The sequence below is a fragment of the Bacillus sp. BD59S genome (assembly GCF_007363175.1).
In the GTDB taxonomy this organism is placed as follows: Bacteria; Bacillota; Bacilli; order Bacillales; family Bacillaceae_G; genus Bacillus_A; species Bacillus_A pacificus.
This window is the reverse complement of record NZ_CP034686.1, coordinates 3,980,258-3,999,283: the sequence shown is the minus strand read 5'-3', so window position 1 is coordinate 3,999,283 and position 19,026 is coordinate 3,980,258. Positions and strand designations below refer to the sequence as shown.

Annotated in this window: 19 protein-coding genes and 1 tRNA gene; 17 read left to right on the top strand and 3 right to left on the bottom strand. The window is 35.7% G+C overall.

The window, feature by feature from the left end; translation table 11 throughout:
• Window positions 1–141 precede the first annotated feature (141 nt).
• The 4 genes from EKQ63_RS22990 (at window position 142) to EKQ63_RS22975 (ending at window position 3,231) form a co-directional block, all read left to right on the top strand.
• Window positions 142–1,020, top strand: a complete 879-nt coding sequence (locus tag EKQ63_RS22990) for a YitT family protein (RefSeq protein WP_000435966.1) — start codon at window positions 142–144, stop codon at window positions 1,018–1,020.
• 180 nt (window positions 1,021–1,200) lie between these two features.
• Entirely contained in the window at window positions 1,201–1,971 is a 771-nt protein-coding gene (locus EKQ63_RS22985) for a metal ABC transporter ATP-binding protein (protein ID WP_143881541.1), read from the top strand.
• Complete coding sequence (locus EKQ63_RS22980; RefSeq protein ID WP_000613827.1) at window positions 1,971–2,804, top strand: metal ABC transporter permease; 834 nt, start codon at window positions 1,971–1,973, stop codon at window positions 2,802–2,804. The genes EKQ63_RS22985 and EKQ63_RS22980 overlap by 1 nt, the downstream gene beginning before the upstream one ends.
• 13 nt (window positions 2,805–2,817) lie before the next feature.
• The gene (locus EKQ63_RS22975; protein WP_001054512.1) at window positions 2,818–3,231 is read left to right on the top strand and encodes a Fur family transcriptional regulator; all 414 of its coding nucleotides are present in this window, start codon (window positions 2,818–2,820) and stop codon (window positions 3,229–3,231) included.
• Window positions 3,232–3,311: 80 nt separating this feature from the next.
• Here the strand turns inward: EKQ63_RS22975 and ispG are convergent, their stop codons facing one another.
• The 3 genes from ispG to EKQ63_RS22960 form a co-directional block, all read right to left on the bottom strand.
• Entirely contained in the window at window positions 3,312–4,415 is a 1,104-nt protein-coding gene (gene ispG / locus EKQ63_RS22970; protein WP_011040674.1) for a flavodoxin-dependent (E)-4-hydroxy-3-methylbut-2-enyl-diphosphate synthase, read from the bottom strand.
• 164 nt (window positions 4,416–4,579) lie between these two features.
• Window positions 4,580–4,945, bottom strand: a complete 366-nt coding sequence (locus EKQ63_RS22965; RefSeq protein WP_143881540.1) for a hypothetical protein — start codon at window positions 4,943–4,945, stop codon at window positions 4,580–4,582.
• A gap of 53 nt (window positions 4,946–4,998) precedes the next feature.
• Complete coding sequence (locus EKQ63_RS22960) at window positions 4,999–5,763, bottom strand: DUF1189 domain-containing protein (RefSeq protein ID WP_000021910.1); 765 nt, start codon at window positions 5,761–5,763, stop codon at window positions 4,999–5,001.
• A 242-nt stretch (window positions 5,764–6,005) separates the two neighbouring features.
• On the opposite strand from EKQ63_RS22960, the gene EKQ63_RS22955 reads away from it, so the two are divergent.
• The 13 genes from EKQ63_RS22955 to EKQ63_RS22900 all read left to right on the top strand — a co-directional run bounded on the left by EKQ63_RS22955 (window position 6,006) and on the right by EKQ63_RS22900 (window position 18,937).
• Window positions 6,006–6,079 (top strand) — tRNA-Ile (locus EKQ63_RS22955).
• A 221-nt stretch (window positions 6,080–6,300) separates the two neighbouring features.
• The gene (gene sodA, locus EKQ63_RS22950; RefSeq protein ID WP_001052031.1) at window positions 6,301–6,912 is read left to right on the top strand and encodes a superoxide dismutase [Mn]; all 612 of its coding nucleotides are present in this window, start codon (window positions 6,301–6,303) and stop codon (window positions 6,910–6,912) included.
• Between the two features lie 116 nt (window positions 6,913–7,028).
• A complete protein-coding gene (locus tag EKQ63_RS22945) occupies window positions 7,029–8,306 on the top strand; it encodes an MFS transporter (RefSeq protein ID WP_087954279.1) in 1,278 nt (425 codons plus the stop codon).
• 109 nt (window positions 8,307–8,415) lie between these two features.
• Window positions 8,416–10,542, top strand: coding sequence for a peptidoglycan D,D-transpeptidase FtsI family protein (locus EKQ63_RS22940; RefSeq protein ID WP_087954280.1), 2,127 nt, complete (start codon window positions 8,416–8,418; stop codon window positions 10,540–10,542).
• A gap of 117 nt (window positions 10,543–10,659) precedes the next feature.
• A complete protein-coding gene (locus tag EKQ63_RS30010) occupies window positions 10,660–10,803 on the top strand; it encodes a hypothetical protein (RefSeq protein WP_173601265.1) in 144 nt (47 codons plus the stop codon).
• A gap of 65 nt (window positions 10,804–10,868) precedes the next feature.
• Complete coding sequence (gene phoX, locus EKQ63_RS22935) at window positions 10,869–11,786, top strand: phosphate ABC transporter substrate-binding protein PhoX (protein ID WP_087954281.1); 918 nt, start codon at window positions 10,869–10,871, stop codon at window positions 11,784–11,786.
• Between the two features lie 27 nt (window positions 11,787–11,813).
• On the top strand, window positions 11,814–12,764 hold the full coding sequence (gene pstC / locus EKQ63_RS22930; protein ID WP_143881539.1) for a phosphate ABC transporter permease subunit PstC: 951 nt from the start codon (window positions 11,814–11,816) through the stop codon (window positions 12,762–12,764).
• A gap of 1 nt (window position 12,765) precedes the next feature.
• Entirely contained in the window at window positions 12,766–13,632 is an 867-nt protein-coding gene (gene pstA, locus EKQ63_RS22925; protein ID WP_001242551.1) for a phosphate ABC transporter permease PstA, read from the top strand.
• Between the two features lie 28 nt (window positions 13,633–13,660).
• Window positions 13,661–14,476 carry a phosphate ABC transporter ATP-binding protein gene (gene pstB, locus EKQ63_RS22920; RefSeq protein WP_000226683.1) on the top strand — a complete coding sequence of 272 codons (816 nt, stop codon included), beginning with the start codon at window positions 13,661–13,663 and terminating at the stop codon, window positions 14,474–14,476.
• Between the two features lie 167 nt (window positions 14,477–14,643).
• The gene (gene phoU / locus EKQ63_RS22915) at window positions 14,644–15,300 is read left to right on the top strand and encodes a phosphate signaling complex protein PhoU (RefSeq protein ID WP_071726941.1); all 657 of its coding nucleotides are present in this window, start codon (window positions 14,644–14,646) and stop codon (window positions 15,298–15,300) included.
• 380 nt (window positions 15,301–15,680) lie between these two features.
• Window positions 15,681–18,035, top strand: coding sequence for a sugar phosphate nucleotidyltransferase (locus tag EKQ63_RS22910; RefSeq protein ID WP_143881538.1), 2,355 nt, complete (start codon window positions 15,681–15,683; stop codon window positions 18,033–18,035).
• Between the two features lie 69 nt (window positions 18,036–18,104).
• The gene (gene rpmG / locus EKQ63_RS22905) at window positions 18,105–18,254 is read left to right on the top strand and encodes a 50S ribosomal protein L33 (protein ID WP_001265616.1); all 150 of its coding nucleotides are present in this window, start codon (window positions 18,105–18,107) and stop codon (window positions 18,252–18,254) included.
• A 104-nt stretch (window positions 18,255–18,358) separates the two neighbouring features.
• Window positions 18,359–18,937, top strand: coding sequence for a 5-formyltetrahydrofolate cyclo-ligase (locus EKQ63_RS22900; RefSeq protein ID WP_087954283.1), 579 nt, complete (start codon window positions 18,359–18,361; stop codon window positions 18,935–18,937).
• Window positions 18,938–19,026: the final 89 nt, after the last annotated feature.

Genomic DNA, 19,026 nt, shown 5'->3' with positions numbered 1-19,026 from the left:
CCTCCTTCACACGTTCTTCTATCGAAATATATGAGTACGTAGCTTGTACATATTCGTATAGAGTTTCTTTTTTCATGAGAAAAAGAAGCGTATGTTATAATATAAGGACAAAACTATAGAAAAAGAGTATAGGGAGGACTTATGGAGCAAAAGCAACATCGAAAAGAAAGTGTTATCCATCTTATGTATCGTTTAGTTATGATTATTTTTGGGGCAGCATGCGCAGCGGTAGCGATTGAATTGTTTTTAATGCCAAATAAAATTATTGACGGTGGAATTATTGGTATTTCTCTTATATTAGATTATCTTACTCCTAATATTTGGTGGTTAAGTTTCTCTACTTTGGTCGTTATTCTCAATATCCCATTTATGTATTCGGGTTATAAGCAAATTGGAAAAACGTTCATGTTATCTTCGGCGTTCGGTATTGTAGCTCTAGCGTTTATTGAATCAACTTTACATGCTGTTCCGCCATTTACAACAGAGCCAATTTTAGCTACAGTGTTTGGTGGTCTTATTTTAGGTCTTGGTGTAGGGCTCGTTATTCGTCATGGTGGATCAATGGACGGAACAGAAATTATGGGTATTTTATTAACGAAGAAATTACCTTTCTCCGTAGGCGAATTTGTAATGTTTGTGAACTTATTCATTTTTGCATGGGCAGCATTTGTATTTGGTGTTGAACAAGCGATGTATTCTGTGATGACGTACTACATTGCATTCAAAACAATTGATACAGTCATTCAAGGTTTAGATGAAACGAAAGCTGTTTTAATTGTATCAGATCAATATGAGGAAGTATCAAATGCGATTTTGCATCGTCTTGGTCGTGGAACTACGAAGCTTGTAGCGAAAGGCGGTTACACGGATAAAGAAAAAGAAGTTATTTATGCAGTGGTAACACGTCTAGAAGTGACAAAGTTAAAATCAATTGTGTATGAAATTGATGCGAATGCGTTTGTTACGATTATGAGTACACAAGAGACAAATGGTGGTAAGTTTAAATCAGCTATTCACTAAAAAATTAATTATAATATCTTTTGAAAGCAGAGAATTTTTCTCTGCTTTTTGTTATAATAGTAAGGTTTCTTGAAAAAGTAGATATATTTTAGGCAGATTGGTTTACAACTATAATAAGCTGTACTATAATTCAAATAGATATAAATCGGAATCATTCTGAATTAAAATAGGTGAGATGCTATGAACAATATATTAGAAATAGAAGGATTATCATTTCGATATGAAGATCGAAATGTGTTAGAAGATATAAATTTGCAAGTTCCGAAGGGAGCTTTTTTAGGTTTAGTTGGACCAAATGGTTCTGGGAAATCAACGTTGCTAAAATGTTTATTAGGCGTTTTAAAGCCAAAACAGGGAAGTATTCGTTTGTTTGGTGTTGATAGTAAGAAGTTTAAAGAATGGAACAAAGTTGGTTATGTGTCGCAAAAGGCAAATAGCTTTAATTCTGGTTTTCCGGCAACTGTGTTTGAAGTTGTGTCAATGGGACTCGTTTCGAAAAAAGGGCTATTTCGCTTTTTGACGAAAAGCGATAAGGAAAAGGTAGAAAAAGCGATTGCTGATGTAGGAATGAGTGAGTTTCAAGGGCGCAATATCGGAGAACTTTCTGGTGGACAACAACAGCGTGTATTTATTGCTCGTGCGCTCGTTAGTGATCCTGAATTACTTATTTTGGACGAGCCTACTGTTGGAATCGATGTGAAGAATGTAGAAAGTTTTTATGAGATATTAGAGGATTTAAACAAGAGGTTAGGAATCACATTAATTCTCGTTACGCATGATATGGGAGCTGTTACCGAGAAAGTAACACATGTTGCATGCTTAAACCAACATTTACATTTCCATGGAAATGTAGAGAAGTTCCGAGAGTTAGAAGATGCAGAAATGTCCGTCTTATATGGACATCATGTTCATCGTTTAGAACACGAGCATGAGCATCACGGGAGGATATAATGATACAAGATTTTTTACAATATGACTTTTTACGTAACTCTTTATATGCAGGGATTTTAATAGGACTTGTTGCGCCACTTATCGGTGTATTTGTTGTCATTCGTCGTATGTCGCTTATTGCAGATGCGTTAAGTCACGTGACATTATCGGGTATTGCTGCAAGTTTATTACTAGAAAAAACAATTTTCACAGGGGGATTTTTAAATCCTTTATATATGGGTATGATTTTTTCTATGGGTGGAGCGTTACTTATTGAAAAACTACGTACTGTATATAAACATTATCAAGAATTAGCGATTCCGATTATTCTTTCAGCAGGAATGGGAATTGGCGTTATTTTTATATCACTTGCAAATGGATTTAACACAGATTTATTTAGTTATTTATTTGGGAGTGTAAGTGCTGTAACAAGTACGGATTTAATAATCATTGGCATTGTAGCAATTGTTGTTATTGTAACGATTACTTTATTATACAAAGAGCTGTTTTTACTATCTTTCGATGAGGAATACGCTGTATCAACCGGTTTGAGTGCAAAGTGGATTCACTTTATTTTCATTATATTGGTTGCGCTTGTCATTGCGGTATCAATGCGTGTAGTGGGGGTTCTTCTCGTATCATCATTAATGACGTTACCAGTTGCAGCAAGTATTCGTATTGCGAATGGATTTAAACAAACAATTTTCTTCTCCATTTTATTTGGTGAAATTGCAGTAATTGGTGGAATGTTTGCTTCGTATCAACTTGATTTAGCACCAGGTGGTACAATTGTTATGATAGCGGTTCTTATTTTAATTGGTGCGATTTTATGGAAAAAGAAAAAAACTGCATAAAGTAGGGATAGATATGAATCTAACAGAAGCTTTACGCCTAATGAAAGATAAAGGATACAAACATACTGGGAAAAGGGAAGAAATGCTCAGGTTATTTGCAGCTCACAATCGTTATTTAACGGCGAAGGACGTTCTAGAGCATATGAAGGATGATTATCCAGGTCTTAGCTTTGACACGATTTATCGTAACTTAACGGTGTTTGCTGAAATCGGTGTTTTAGAACAAACGGAATTAAACGGTGAAAAACATTTTCGTTTTACATGTTCTATTATGGAACATCATCATCATTTTATTTGTTTAGATTGCGGAGGGACGAAAGAGATTACTTCTTGTCCGATGGATTTTATGAATAAAGATTTTAACGGTTATGAAGTAACTGGTCATAAGTTTGAAATATACGGCCGTTGTCCAAAATGTGCAAAGTAAAAGCTCGTCAGTTCTATAACTGACGAGCTTTTTTACGTAGAAAAGAAGGTTGCTCACAAATGTTGTGGGCAACCTTCTTTTTATTGTTCTTGTGTTTCTTTTTCTTTTTCTCGTTCAGCAGCCATTTCAGCAGCAATTACGTCGATTTCTTTTTTCAGTTCTTCTACCATTATTTCTTCTGGTACTTTACGAACGACTTGCCCTTTGCGGAATAATAGTCCTTCTCCGCGCGCGCCGGCAATACCGATATCAGCTTCACGAGCTTCACCAGGACCATTTACAGCGCAGCCAAGTACTGCAACCTTAATTGGTACTTGTAGTGTAGAAATGTACTCTTCCACTTCATTAGCGATACTAATTAAATCAATTTCAATACGACCGCAAGTTGGACAAGAAATAAGTGTTGCTGCATTAGATGCAAGGCCGAATGACTTTAATAGTTCACGCGCAACTTTTACTTCTTCAACTGGGTCAGCACTTAATGAAATACGTAGTGTATTTCCGATGCCTTTACTTAAGATTGCTCCAAGACCAGCGGCACTTTTTACAGTTCCTGCAAATAACGTTCCAGATTCTGTGATACCTAAATGTAGTGGATAATCAAAAGCACGTGCAGCTTTTTCGTATGCTTCAATTGCCAAGTTAACATCAGAGGCTTTCATAGATACGATAATATCATGGAAATCTAAGTCCTCTAAAATTTTAATGTGATGTAGGGCGCTCTCAACCATACCATCTGCAGTTGGGTATCCGTACTTTTCTAAAATGTGACGCTCTAATGAACCTGCGTTTACACCGATACGGATTGGAATACCACGTTCTTTTGCTGCATTTACAACAGCTTCTACTTTATGGCGACGACCAATGTTACCTGGATTGATACGTACTTTATCAATGCCGCCTTCAATTGCTTTTAAAGCAAGGCGATAATCAAAATGAATATCAGCAACAAGCGGAATGTTGATTTGTTTTTTAATATCAGCAATAGCATTTGCTGCGCGTTCGTCTGGAACAGCAACACGCACGACTTGACAACCAGCTTCTTCTAAACGTTTAATTTCAGCAACTGTTGCTTCAACATCATGTGTTTTTGTTGTTGTCATACTTTGTATAATTAATTCATTATTACCGCCAATTGTTAAATTACCGACTTTAACTGGACGTGTTTTTGTACGATGAGTCATTTCATTCACGAATAGATCGCTCTCCTTATAAAAGAAGTTTCTTATTTAGTCCCTTATATCAATGATAGTATACGTGATACAGGGCTATAGAAACCGAAGTGCTCGGTTTCACTTTTACTATTGTATCAGCGCCTTTATGTAATTGACAAGGATTAAGTGATTGCTTATTGATATAACGGGAATTTATAAGACTTTCCAAGTTGTATTTTTGTAGCAGTTGTATTTTTATTTAATTGTTTAAAATCATCAATTACTTTTTCGATAGAAGGAATTTTCTTCTTATTAATTGCTTCTGTAATGGAAAGAACCGTATCACCTGTTTTGACTTCAATTGTTTTATAAGTGACATCTGTTTCTTTTTCCGCCTTGTTTTCTTTCTTTTGTTTTGTATTTGTACTTTCTTGTTTTATCGTTTCGGCCGCATTTGTCTTTTTATATGAACTTAACATCGGTAAAGTGCCGATTTTTATATCGTAATAAAATATATAACCAAGAACAAGCACGAATAAGAATATACCTAATCTCTTCATATTCTTCACTCCTTTGCTAGGAATATATGCTTGTCCAAAAAAAAAATGCCTATTTAGGCATTTTTTTCGTTCGGTTTTGGAACTTCTTTAATTGTTAAGTATAGAACAATTAAAACAACTGCGATATAAATGAATGTTGAGCCAGGTACAACGATTTTGAATAAATCCATAATCATAAAGAAGATTGTTGGAATTGTGTAGCTGTAGGCAGTTAACGTCCATACTTGCTTATAAGATAATTTACGTTGACCACTCATAGCAGAACCGATAAACGCAAGTAAAGTAATTCCTAAGAAAGTAATGAACAATTGGAATAGATATACTAAGACTCCGATAACAGCTAGTAAAATTGGATAAATACTATCGAATACAGAAATGAAATCTTGCAAATCTTTTTTCTCAAGAGATGTCCCTAATAAATCATTGTAGGAGTATGTTTGCGTCTGGCCATTTCCTATAGAAACTACTTTATCTTTTAAAATAAATAAACCAGTTTTATTTTGATACTTTTCGATATCTGTTGTATTTGGATCAAATACGAAAAGAGCATCTCCCTCTTCTTTTTGAATAGGTTGTTCAATATCAGCTTTTAGTTCACCATTTTCGATTTTAAAATCAGGTAAATCTTTTTCAATTGCTTGATTTACCATAGTAACACTATCTTGGATAAAGCTACCGTAAAAGAATGTTCTTGGAATAGTAGTGATTAGACAAAGTAGCATAATATACAAAATGGTTTTTCCGATTTTTTGAAAACGGAATAGCGCCATATCTTTAGGCGAATATACGCTTTTGACTAATTGGGTAAATATGGACATAGATTCACTTCCTTTATGTATGTATAAAATCATTGTAACGTAGGAATCTAGGGAATCTCAAGATATATTATATTTACATATAGTAGAGATAACTAAATTTCTTTTTATTAATTTTCTTCTTTTAAATGAGAAAAATACAATTGACACTTTTCTTTTCTATATGGTAAATTTATCTTACATTTCTTAAAGGATATATCTGATAGGAATTCCTTTATTTGATGTATTGTTACATACATAATTGTGGACCCTTAGCTCAGCTGGTTAGAGCAGACGGCTCATAACCGTCCGGTCGTAGGTTCGAGTCCTACAGGGTCCATATCCATTTCACGTGTTTATTATGTCAGTAGGAAGCTTCCTTGTAGAAGGGGGCTTTTTTTATGAAATATATGAGCATTTTAATTGAAAAGAAGTGGGAATTTTGCTACTTTAATGATAGCAAGACAATGTGATTTATTTGTTTGCACCCTATGGCAATTAGGGTAGAATGTAGTTGTATGTCACTTAAGTGGCAATACATAAACTGGGAGGAATATAACAATGGCAAAACACGAATTACCAAATTTACCTTATGCGTATGATGCTTTAGAGCCTCACTTTGACAAAGAAACAATGAACATCCATCATACAAAACACCATAACACGTACATCACAAACTTAAACGCTGCTTTAGAAGGTCATGCAGAATTAGCTGACAAAAGCGTAGAAGAATTAGTTGCAAACTTAAACGAAGTACCAGAAGCAATCCGTACAGCAGTACGTAACAATGGTGGCGGACATGCTAACCACACATTCTTCTGGACGATCTTATCTCCAAACGGCGGCGGACAACCAGTAGGCGAACTTGCAACTGCAATTGAAGCGAAATTCGGTAGCTTCGATGCATTCAAAGAAGAATTCGCAAAAGCTGGCGCAACTCGCTTCGGTTCTGGTTGGGCTTGGTTAGTAGTAAATAATGGTGAGTTAGAAGTAACAAGCACGCCAAACCAAGATTCTCCTCTAACTGAAGGTAAAACTCCAGTTATCGGTTTAGATGTTTGGGAACATGCTTACTACTTAAATTATCAAAACCGTCGTCCAGACTACATCGGTGCATTCTGGAACGTTGTAGATTGGAACGCTGCTGAAAAACGTTACCAAGAAGCAAAATAATTGTAATAACGATAGAAAAAGCTAGGAGAATGCTCCTAGCTTTTTTCTATGCTTTCCTTTTACATAATTGGGCTTGTCTTTGGAAGACTAGAACATGAAGTAAAGGAGAGTTGTGTATGAAGTGGAAACATATAATTGGTGACGTTGAAGTGAATCGGGATTTAGTGTTATTACTCCTTATTGGAGGTTTATACACGCTCGCAATTTCTTTATCGAATACGTTTGTTAACATTTATTTATGGAAACAAACACAAAATTATGTGAATCTCGGCTTGTATAATTTGGCCAGCGTTGTATTGCAGCCCCTCACATTTCTTATAGGTGGGAAATTAGCGAAGCGTATTGATCGCTCGATCTTGTTACGAATAGGCGTAGGCACGTTAGCAATTTTTTTTATCGTTGTTTTAGTAGCGGGAAAAAGCGCTTCTCACTATATTTTATTAATGGGGGCTCTTTTAGGAGTCGGATATGGTTTTTACTGGCTCGCGTTTAACTTATTAACATTTGAGATTACAGAACCAGAAACAAGAGATTTCTTTAACGGGTTTCTTGGGCTTCTTACATCCTTCTCTGGCATGATTGGACCGATAGCAGCTGGATACACAATTTCACGTATGGAGAAGTGGAGTGGTTATACGGTCATATTCTTCCTCTCGTTACTGTTATTTGCAATTGCTGTCGTTTTAAGCTTTTTTGTATCTAAGAGAGAATGTGAAGGGCGTTATGAGGTTACACAAGTTTTGAAAGAGCGACGGATTGATAAAAATTGGGGGAGAATTACACGTGCTCATTTTTTCCAAGGATTGAGAGAGGGAACATTCATTTTTGTTATTTCAGTATACGTGTACTTAGCAACTGATAGTGAGCTTGCATTAGGGAAATATAGCTTAGTAAATTCTGCTGTATCATTTGTATGTTACTATTTAGTTGCTCGTATGTTAAAGAAAGAGTGGCGAAAAAAAGCAATTTTACTTGGAGGCATTATTTTATATGCTGTCGTATTTTTAGTTATATTCAATGTTACATACACAAAATTACTTATTTATGCAGCATGCATTGCGATTGCATACCCTATTTTACTCGTTCCATATGGATCGATGACATATGATGTAATTGGTAGAGCGAAAAATGCGAGAGAGTGGCGTGTAGAGTATGTTGTTGTCCGAGAATTATGGTTAAATGCTGGGAGAATTTGTTCAGTTTTAAGTTTTTTATGTGCTGTATTATTCTTTCCGCCTGAAAAGAGTTTACCTTTCTTACTATGTATTTTAGGTGCTGGACATTTTCTTATTTATTTTGCAGTTAAAAATGTCAAATATGATGAAGGAAATGCAGGGAACACAAGTGTTGTAGCACAAGGAACCACGCAGAATCAAACAGAACCAGAAGGTTAACTTATCGTTTGTTTTATGCTAGAATAGAAAAAGATGTAAGACAGCAGTGAGGACACCTGTATGAAGGTGTCCCTTTCAAATTACATAGCTGTTGGTAGAGGGGGTTTGTATGGGCAAGAAACAGAAACAACAAAAGAAAAAGACTCACGTTCCTTTTCGGTTAAACGTGCTGTTTTTCTGCGTGTTTTTAATGTTCTCCGCGGTTATTGTAAGGCTTGGTTATGTACAAATTGTTCGCGGTGAGGAATATAAGAATGAAGTGGAGAGGAAAGAAAACTCGACGATAAGTAATCCTGTACCACGTGGGAAAATATTTGACCGTTATGGGCGACCTGTAGTAGATAATGCAGCTGTACGTACGATTACATTTACAAAAATGAAAGGATCAACTGCAGAGGCTCGCTTAGAAACAGCGAAAAAATTAGCAGATTTGATTGAAGTACCGACAGATAAATTAACAGATCGCGATAAAAAAGATTATTGGCTTGCTATTCATAAAGAAGAAGCGCAAGAAAAAATTACGAAAAAAGATCGTCAAGAGTTTAAAGATAAAAAAATTGACGATAAAGAATTAGATGAGCGTCAACGAAATCGCGTGACGGAAGAAGAAGTGAATCAATTATCCGCAAAAGATTTAGAAGTACTAGCGATTAAAAGCAAAATGGACGGCGGATATGCGATGACGCCACAAGTCATTAAAAAGGATGCTACAGAACAAGAATATGCGATTATTAGTGAAAATCTAGCAGCATTACCGGGTGTAGATACGAATGTTGATTGGGATAGAAAATACGTTTATGATGATCTATTCCGAAGTGTACTTGGCGGGGTGTCAACGTCTGATGAAGGTTTACCGAGAGAAAGACTAGATTACTATCTTGTTCGTGATTATAACCGAAATGACCGCGTAGGAAAAAGTTATCTTGAGCAGCAATATGAAGATAGTTTGCACGGTAATAAAGCGGAAGTGAGAAATATTACGGATAAAAACGGTAATATTTTAGAAACGATTAATGTATCAAAAGGGCAAAGTGGTAACAATCTGAATTTAACAATTGATATGGAATTACAAAAGCGTGTAGAAGAAATTATCACGAAAAATTTATTGAGATATAAAGGGGGACAACCTCTTTTAGATCGTGCATTCGTTGTAATGATGAATCCCAAAAATGGTGAAGTTTTATCTATGGCAGGGAAACAGTTAGTAGAAGAAAATGGCGAAACGAAAGTGCAAGATTTCGCATTAGGAACGATGACAAGTTCTTATCCGATGGGATCAACTGTAAAAGGTGCGACAGTACTTACTGGGTATCAGACAGGTGCCATTCAACCAGGTTCAGTTCAACTTGATGAACCAATCAGATTAAAGGGAACGCCACAAAAATCTTCGTGGAAGACGATGGGATACATTAATGATTTAACAGCATTAAAAATGTCTTCTAACGTATATATGTTTAAAACAGCGATGAATATCGCAGGTGTTCAATATGTGAAAGGTGGTACGTTAGATATACCACAAAAAGCATTTGATACGATGCGATATTATTTCGGGCAGTTTGGACTTGGTGTAAAAACAGGTATCGATTTACCAAATGAATCTGCGGGTCAAACAGGTAGAGGAAATCAGCCAGGTTTCTTATTAGATTTATCAATTGGGCAGTATGACACTTATACACCACTTCAATTAGCACAGTATGTTTCAACAATTGCAAATGGTGGTTACCGTATGCAGCCGCAAGTTGTAAAAGAAATTCGTCAACCAGAAGCGAAACAAGGTGAAGTTGGAAAAGTCGTTCATTCAATGGAACCGAAAGTACTAAACCGTATTGATATGCCTGAATCACAAATTAAACGTGTTCAGGAAGGATTTAGACAAGTATTTAATGAGTCTGGTGGTACAGCTGCGAAATACTTTACAGGCGCATCATATAAAGCTGCTGGTAAAACAGGTACAGCTCAAACTGTGTATGGCGGAGATAAAGAGATTGGTAGAAAAGCAAACGGTGAGCGTAAAGAAACATATAACTTAACATTAGTAGGTTATGCGCCACTTGAAGACCCTGAAGTAGCATTTTCTGTTGTTGTACCTTGGGTAGATGATAAATCAGGTATTAACGGATATATTAGTCGTGACATTATGGACGCGTACTTTGATTTAAAAAAAATAGAAAATGGTGAAGCTACAAAGGAAGAAATAGATAATAAAAAGAAAAATAAAGAGCAAGATGATGAATAAAAAAGTTTTAAAAAAGCACACTATCTGAAAAGATAGTGTGCTTTTTTTTATGGTTCATGCATACGTTTTAATAAAGTGGACAAGCAGATCATATCGGAATTTTAAGGGATCTCACAAATGATACGTATGCATTCACTATGGGAGCGATTTTATGGACCAATCCTCAGTGAAGATGAACAGTGGTTACGGATTAATAATTTACCTAATGTTGATTCTTGTGGAACTTTACAAAACTTTTACAAACAATTAAAACCGAATTAATAGTTTAGCAGTATTCTTATATCTGTAATCCTGTTATTTCCGGTTACTTCTAGGAGGAAGAACACGTGAAATGGATAAGTGCATCGATTAAAGTTTTCATACTGTCGATATGTTTCTTTTATGTTGGCACGTCTACTGCATTTGCTGTGAATGAAATGGGAGAAGTGAGAGTTGATGGATCCTCAACGGTTTTTCCTATTATAGAAGCAGTAGCGGAGGAATATACAAAGGTGCATCCGAACGTGAAAATTTCCATCAGTGTTTCTGGAACAGGAGGAGGATTTAATCGTTTCAGTAAAGGAGAAGTAGATATAAATAATGCTTCGAGAGTAATGAAACAAGTGGAAGAAAATGAAATGAAGAAAAACTCCATTCAGTTTACACCGTTTGAAGTTGCCTACGATGGTCTTACAATCGTTGTGAATCGTCAAAATACTTGGGTAGACAATATGACGGTAGACGAGTTACGTCTATTATGGAGTGAAGATGAAAGTGAAAAGCGATGGTCACAAATTCATTCATCATGGCCACGTGAACAGGTAAAGTTTTATGCGCCAGGTGTAGACTCTGGTACGTATGATTATTTTCAAAATGTCATCTTACAAAAAAGTCGCATTGTAAAAAAAGTCTCTTTGTCTGAAGATGATCAAGTTATTATGCAAGGGGTAATGAATGATAAAAATGCCATTGCTTTTGTAGGATATGCTTATTATATGGCCAATCGAGATAAGGTGAGAGCAATAAAAGTAAATGGTGTACTTCCGACGAAAGATACCATTCAATCAGGTGAGTATAAGCCGTTATCTAGGTCGCTATTTGTTTATGTGAATCATGCATCTATCCGAAATAAAATGAATGTAGCAAATTATATTGAGTTTATGATTCAGCATGTTGGTAATCTCGCTGAAGAGGTAGGATATGTAAAATTACCAAAAGAAAAATACAATGAACAGCTGCGGATGTTAACAGAAATAAAAAGGTAATGTCAGGGTGGAAAGGGGTTTTCATCTTTGGCTTATAATGACAAAAGTCAAATTACATTTTCTGTACAACATTTGATTGAAAGAAATACAAAACAAAGAAAAAAAACGCAGCGAATCAATCGAATCGTTCCATTATTACTAAAAATAATTGCTAGCGTGTCTATTGCGACGACACTTGGAATTATTTTTACGCTTTCTAATGAAACAATAATGTTTTTTCAAAAAGTATCATTGCTCTCCTTTTTGACAGAGAAAGAATGGTTACCTTTTTTTGAAGATCCTAAATTCGGTATATTACCACTTATATGTGGAACGGTACTTGTAACAGCAATCGCTATGTGCGTAGCAATTCCTATCGGTTTAGCGTGTGCCGTATTTTTAAGCGAATATGCTTCAAACAGTGTAAGAAAAGTATTAAAACCGATGTTAGAACTATTAGCAGGTATCCCGACAATTGTATATGGCTTTTTTGCATTAACAGTTGTTACACCGCTTTTACAACGGATTATACCTGATTTACAGTTTTTTAATGCGATTAGTCCAGGTGTTGTGATTGGCGTTATGATGATACCTACAATTGCCTCTCTCTCTGAAGACGCAATGAGAGCTGTAGCGAAAGGAACGAAAGAAGCTTCGTTAGCACTTGGATCAACTCGGTTTGAGATGGTAAAACAAGTCGTGTTTCCTTCGGCTTTTACAGGGATTATGGCAGCGATTATATTAGCTGCTTCCAGAGCAATCGGTGAAACGATGATCGTTGTAATTGCAGCGGGATCCACGCCGAACGTATCGCTCGATCCGACACACTCTATTCAAACGTTAACGGCTTATATTGTGCAAGTGAGTTTAGGTGATGCTCCGCATGGAACAATTACTTATTACAGCATGTACGCTGTAGGCGCAACGTTATTCTTATTTACTTTTATCATGAACATCATTTCTCAGTTTATTATGCGCCGTTTTAGGAGGGTGACATAATATGCGAATGTTGAATCATAAAAAAATACAAGAAAATATGGCATCACGTTTTTTAAAAGATCGAGTTTACAAAACGTTATTTTATATAGCTATTTTGTTTTCAATAGTAATACTGCTTATTTTGCTTTTTCAAATTTTTGAAAAAGGTATAAGTTATCTTTCGTTAGAGTTCTTTACAAACTTCGCTTCGCGTAATCCGAAAGAAGCTGGGATCGCTGCGGCATTGTCAGGAACAATATTGTTTATGAGTATTGTTATACCAGTCTCCTTTATATTTGGAGTCGGAACTGCTCTTTATTTAGAACAATATGCGAAAGAATCTATATTTAAAAAGGTAATAGAAATTAATAATCAAACGTTAGCAGGAGTACCTTCCGTTGTATTTGGATTACTCGGCTTAACTATTTTTGTATATGCTCTTCATTTAGGTGAGAGTATCATTGCGGCGGCACTGACGATGAGTTTACTCGTCTTACCTACAGTTGTTGTAGCAAGTCAAGAAGCGATACGATCAGTACCAAGCTCATTATTAGAAGCTTCTTACGGATTAGGTGCTACGAAGTGGCAAACGATGTATCGAATTGTATTGCCATATGCTTTCCCAGGAATTATAACGGGTTGTACGTTAGCGATATCAAGAGCGATTGGAGAAGCGGCACCGTTATTAGTTATTGGGGCACTTGCATTTGCAAATTATGTTCCGTTTAGTATGTTTGATAGATTTACAGTTTTACCAATTCAAATTTTTAATTGGATGAGTAGACCTCAAGAAGAATTTCAGTATGTAGCAGCTGCTGGGATGATTGTTTTGTTAGGTTTATTGCTCTTGATCAATATATTTGTCCTATGGTTACGAAATCGAAAATAAGTTGGAAATGGATGAAAGGGGAATTCAAATGGTAGCAACAGTAGTAAATGTACAGGTGAAAAACGAGGAGAAAATTGAGACTGCGCCAAAGAAAGTAGTATTTGATACGAAAAACTTAAATTTATGGTACGGAGAAGACCATGCCTTAAAAGATATTAACTTAAGCATTCATGAGAATGAAGTTACGGCAATTATCGGGCCAAGTGGTTGTGGTAAATCAACGTACTTAAAAACATTAAATCGTATGGTAGAGTTAGTACCAATCGTGCGAACTACAGGCGTAATTGAATATAGAGAGCGCAATATATTTGATAAATCATACCCAGTTGAAGAATTACGAACACATGTAGGAATGGTGTTCCAAAAACCAAATCCATTTCCAAAATCTATTTATGAAAATGTAGCATACGGGCCGAAAATTCATGGTATTAGCGACAAGAAAACGCTAGATGAAATCGTTGAAAAAAGTTTACGTGGAGCAGCGATTTGGGATGAGTTAAAAGATCGTTTGCATGATAATGCATACGGTTTATCTGGTGGACAGCAACAGCGTCTATGTATCGCACGTTGTTTAGCGATTGAACCAGACGTTATTTTAATGGATGAGCCAACATCGGCACTAGATCCCATTTCAACATTAAAAGTAGAAGAATTAATTCAAGAGTTAAAGAAAGACTTTAGTATCGTTATCGTAACGCATAACATGCAACAAGCTGCGCGTATTTCAGATAAAACTGCTTTCTTCTTAAGTGGAGAAGTTGTGGAGTATACAGATACAAATAAATTATTTACGACACCTTCAGATAAGCGTACAGAAGATTATATTACAGGCCGATTCGGTTGATGTCGCTAGCAAGGCTAAGAGCAAATACCCTCTTAACAGAGGGTATTTCTTATTTTTACCTCATTTAAATTAGAGAAGTAATACTTCTCCTATCTTAAGGCTTATTATAAGTAGGCTAGGTAGGAGAGTTATATATATTGGCACATAATATTGAGGGGGAAGAAACAATGGTACGAGAACAATTTCAATGTGATTTAAAAACGTTACAGCAAAAGGTGATTGAGCTTGGTGAACTAGCGAGAGAAGCTTTATTGCTTGCTATGGAAGGCCTTCATAAAAAGGATGTAGAGAAAGCGTTAGAGGTAATAGATGGTGATTATCGTATGGATCATTTAGAAGAGGAGATAAATGATCTTGCGCTTATGCTTATTACGAAGCAGCAACCTGTAGCAAGTGATTTAAGAAGGATTTTCATTTCAATTAAAACAGCGACAGATTTAGAACGTATTGCAGATCATGCTGTTAATATTGCGAAATCAACCATTCGTCTCGGGGAAAAAGACGTGTCGGTTAGTTTGCACAATCTTGATGAGATGTTTGCGATTGCAAATAAGATGTTACAGTTAGCGTTAGATGCATATGAGCAAGAAAATTTAACTTTTGCAAAGCAAATTGCCGAAATGGATGATTCTGTTGATGAAATATATGGGAAAGCGATTCGTGAATTTATATCTTCAGTTCCAGAACAACCAGAAGCAATTACACAAATTACACAGTTATCCTTTGTAGCGAGATATATTGAACGTGTAGCAGACCATATTACAAATATTGCTGAAAATGTTTTTTATTTAGTAAAAGGAAAGCATTACTTATTAAATGAATAAAGAAAAAAGCAGGTGAAACATCACCTGCTTTTTTTAGTCAAAACATGACAAAAAAAGCTCGTTGTTTCCTTTAGTTTATGATGATAAGATGTATCATAATATAATGGAAAAAATAGGGCGTATATGTTATTCGCTTATTAAGTAATATTTTACAAATTTAATAGTAAGCGCTTTCTTCAGTTGTTGAAAGGTGAATGTATATAAGGGGAAGTTTACTGCCTGTCGGCCCGATTGGTCAAGGCTAGTAATCAGTAGGGGATGAAGAAAACCCCCACTGATTAAAGTTTCACTTTATTTTATACTGCTAGTTAATGCTGGGTAGATAATATACATATCGTATATGAAGTTACTGAACATTATATAAGTGGAGGCTGAAGTATATGAAGGGGGTTATTTTAGCTGGAGGAAAAGGACGACGCCTTAGACCATTAACATGTAATACTCCAAAGCCGATGTTGCCATTATTAGAAAAGCCAGTTTTAGAATACAATATTGAATTATTACGTCAGCATGGTATACGTGAGATTGCAATTACTGTTCAGTATATGAGTACGGCCATTAAGCAATATTTTGGTGACGGTAGCAAATGGGGCGTCAATTTGTACTACTTTGAAGACTCTCCACCGCTTGGAACTGCAGGGAGTATTAAACAAGCGGAAAAATTTTTGGATGAAACGTTTGTTGTCATAAGTGGGGATGCGTTAACTGATTTTCAATTATCAGAAGGAATTACGTTTCATGAACAAAAGAAAAGAATGGTAACTATGTTTGTAAAGGAAGTAGAAAATCCACTCTCATTCGGTTTAGTTGTAATGAACAAAGAACAAGAGGTTACACGATACATAGAAAAACCGAGTTGGAATGAAGTGGTCTCTAATATTGTAAATACAGGTATATATATTATGGAGCCAGAAATTTTTTCTTACATACCGCCCCGAGAATTTTTTGATTTCAGTCAAGATGTGTTTCCCTTATTAGCAGATAAGAATGTATTATTTGCATATTTGTCAGAAGGTTACTGGTTAGATATCGGTACATTTGATCAATATCGACAAGCCCAATTTGATTTGTTAACGAAAAAATTGCAAGTACCTATTCCATATACGGAAGTATTACCGATGGTATGGATGGGAGAAGGGGTAACGATTGGAAAAGGAACGAAAATTCACGGCCCTTCTTTTATTGGAGGGGGAGCAAAAATTGGTGCTGGTGCTGTAATTGAGCCGTACTCTATTATTGGGAAAAATAGTGTTGTTTCAAGTTATTCTCATCTTCAAAAAAGTATTATTTTTGCAAATGCGCATATTGGGGAATATTGTGAGTTATTAGAAACGACAATAGGAGAACATACAATGGTAGAAGATGACGTTACACTGTTTCAAAAAAGCATTGTAGCGGACCATTGCCATATAGGGAAAAGTACGGTAATTAAGCAAAAGGGAAAGCTATGGCCATATAAGGCAATTGACAGTCATTCGGTAGTCGGATCGGCTGGTGTTCAAGAAAGTGAGAAGAGTGCAGGATGGTTGCAAAAAAGCCGCATTGTAGGAAGAGGTAATGTGGAGATTACGCCTCAATTTATTGTAAAGGTTGCGATGGCGTACGGCTCTCTTTTTGCCAAAGGGGAAAGTGTATTAATCGGGAGTCAAGAACATATAGAAATGACTTCTTATAAAAATCTTTTTCTTCATGCGATTCATGGTATTGGGATTCATACGATGGAATGCAAAGAAATGAACGAATCACTTTTTCAGTACAGCATTCAAGATTTGCAATGTGCGGGCGGGGTTTTCATTCAAGCGGAAAAGGAAAAAGAGGTTGTTATAAAGTTGTATGGTAAGGATGGGGCACAGTTAACGTATAAGCAGCAAAAAGCGATAGAACAAGTGTATATGTCTGAGTCGTTTTATTACGTATGTGAGAAGGAAATGGGGCGGAATAAGCTAGTACACGTTTCTTTACATGATTATATAGAGGCTGTATTAGAGCGTATTGATACTGAGAAAATAAAAAAACAGAAGTTCCATCTTCTTATTAATAAGAGAAATGATATGTTACAACATTTGCTTATGCTCTTTTTGCAAAGGCTCGGATGCACAGTTACGTGGATTTATGCGGGCGAACAAAAGGATCATGTGAAAGCTTTGATGAAATCAAGTAAAGCAAATATGGCGCTTATGTTTTCAGAGCAAGGAAATTATTTTGAGTTATATGATAATCATAGTAATATTTACCAAGGAACAAATTTTGAAGAGGTAGATATACCAGATTTATTACTGGAGTCGGCAGGAAATATTTACCCAATGTCTTTGAAATTAGGAGAATGTTACCTTTTGTTTTATACGCAGGATGAAAAAAAATCGTTTCAAGCGAGATGGAAGCGAGATATTTTATATCGAATTGGAAAATTATTTGAGTTAATAGCATTGCAGGGAAAAACCTTTCTCAGCATAGTAGAGCAATCGCCGCCGCTCTATTTACTTTGTGATGAAGTTGTATGTTCGTGGAATGAAAAAGGGAAAGTAATGAGGAAATTATTAGCTGATATCGAAAGAAAGGAAGAAGGTATATTTGAAGGAGTGCAGTTCAAATATACCGAAAAAGAGTGGTCTTATATCGTTTCTGACACAAAACAACCGAAATTTTTAGTGTATTCGCATGCTAGAAACCCAGTAATAGCAAGGGAAAACATGAAAAATCTTATAGAAAAAATTAGACAATATCAAAAGGTGTAGAATTTTTATTTTAAAAGTGGTATTATAGTATAGTCTGATTTAAGTTATTAGTACTGGAGGGAAATAAGAATGCGTGTGAATATTACTCTAGCATGTACAGAATGCGGAGATCGTAACTATATCTCAAAGAAAAACAAACGTAACAACGCTGAGCGTATCGAGCTTAAAAAGTATTGCAAGCGTGACAAGAAGTCTACGTTACACCGTGAAACAAAGTAAGCAGTAGGAATATTTTCCTACTGTTTCTTTTTTTATTCGATTCCTCTCTTAAAAGTGATACACTATCATCGTAGAGCAAAGTATCACTGTGAGGGGGGAAATGTGTGAGAGAAGAGAAACTACGTTTACGTAAACAAATAATAGAGCACATGAATTCTTTATCAAGAGAACGGTATACAAATTTATCAGAGCAAATAGCATTTTCGTTGTATGCGCAAAAAGAGTGGGCTGAAGCTAAAACAATTGGAATCACTCTCTCAATGGAAAATGAAGTGAATACATATTCTATTATCGAAAAAGCTTGGGAAGAAGGAAAGAAAGTTGTTGTTCCGAAGTGCAATAAAGAAACAAGAACGATGTCCTTTAGGCAAATTAGCAATTTTGATCAGTTAGAAACAGTGTATATGAATTTACGTGAGCCAATTCCAGCGCTTACGGAAGAAGTGAATGCAGATGAAATTGACCTTCAAATTGTACCAGGTGTAGCTTATACAGAGCGAGGAGAACGGATTGGATATGGTGGTGGCTATTATGATCGTTATCTCATGCATTATAAAGGGAAAACGCTATCATTAGCTTATAGTTTTCAAATGGTGGACCATATTCCAATAGAGCCGTTTGATCAAAATATAGAAAAAATTATTACAGAAAAAGGAACAATGGTTAAAAATGGGCTTGTATAGACAAATAAAAATTGACGAGACTTTTTCTTCTTGATTATAATAAAATATGTGAACGTTTTCTTATTATAATTTTGTATAGTAAGTGAGCA